The sequence below is a fragment of the Rhodococcus sp. R1101 genome, from assembly GCF_000278445.1.
Classification (GTDB): Bacteria; Actinomycetota; Actinomycetes; order Mycobacteriales; family Mycobacteriaceae; genus Rhodococcus; species Rhodococcus gordoniae.
Genome location: NZ_AJVB01000818.1, coordinates 1 through 941, shown reverse-complemented (window position 1 = coordinate 941; position 941 = coordinate 1). Strand labels below are relative to the sequence as shown.

The window sequence follows — 941 nt, the reverse complement described above, 5'->3', positions numbered from 1 at the left end:
GACTAGGGCCTGTCCTGTGAATCACTGAAGCCACAAGACGATCGCAGCGATGATCAACTCGGATCGGAAATAGGCAGCTCGTTTGGCGTAACGAGTGGCCAGGTCACGGAAGTGTTTGAGCCGGTTGATGCAGCGCTCGACGACGTTGCGGCCTGCGTACTCGACCCGGTCGAACGCCGGTGGACGCCCACCACGGGAGCCTTTCGCCGCCCGGCCGGCCTTCTGATCCGCCCGTTCCGGACAGGTGAACCGGATCCCGCGCCCCCGCAGCAGGACACGGGTACTCGGATGCGAATACGCCTTGTCCGCCACCACCGCATCCGGACGGGATCGCGGCCGTCCACCCCCAAGGCGGGCGACCTCGATCCCGTCGAGCAGCGGAACCAGCTGCGGGTTGTCACCGGCCTGGCCGGCGGTAAGGATCACACTCATCGGCATACCGCGTCCGTCGACCGCGAGATGAATCTTGCTGCTCAGTCCTCCTCGGGAACGTCCGAGACATTCTCCGTCGACGGCGAGCGCTTCGACTGCCGGTGTGCAGCCCCCTTTTTCCGGGCACCGGCCGAATGCTGGTGTGCCCGGACCACGGTCGAGTCGACCGAGACGATCCACTCGACCGCCCCGACCGCGTCGTCTTTGACGACCGCAGCATCGAGGATCTTCTCCCAGGTGCCGTCCATGGTCCATTTACGCAACCGCTCGTGGGCCGTTTTCCATGGTCCGTAGCGTTCGGGCAGGTCCCGCCAGGGTGCGCCGGTGCGCAGCTTCCACAAGATCGCGTTGATCACCTGTCGGTGATCGCGCCACTGTCCGCCTCGTCCTGAAGCGGGCAGTAGCGGTTCGATCTGCGTCCAGGCCTTGTCGGTCAGCTCACCGCGTCCTACCACCCCGAATGCGTATCACGGGGGGTGTTCACCGATTCACAGGACACGCTCTAGGCC

At 65.1% G+C, this 941-nt stretch carries 1 protein-coding gene; it reads right to left on the bottom strand.

Annotated features, from left to right (window positions below; all coding sequences use genetic code 11):
• Positions 1–21: 21 nt before the first annotated feature.
• Positions 22–887, bottom strand: a protein-coding gene (locus tag R1101_RS29930; RefSeq protein ID WP_442969901.1) for an IS5 family transposase whose coding sequence is annotated in 2 segments (ribosomal slippage) — positions 22–512 and positions 512–887 — 867 coding nt in all. Because the reading frame shifts where the segments join, the coding sequence is not laid out codon by codon here.
• Positions 888–941 lie beyond the last annotated feature (54 nt).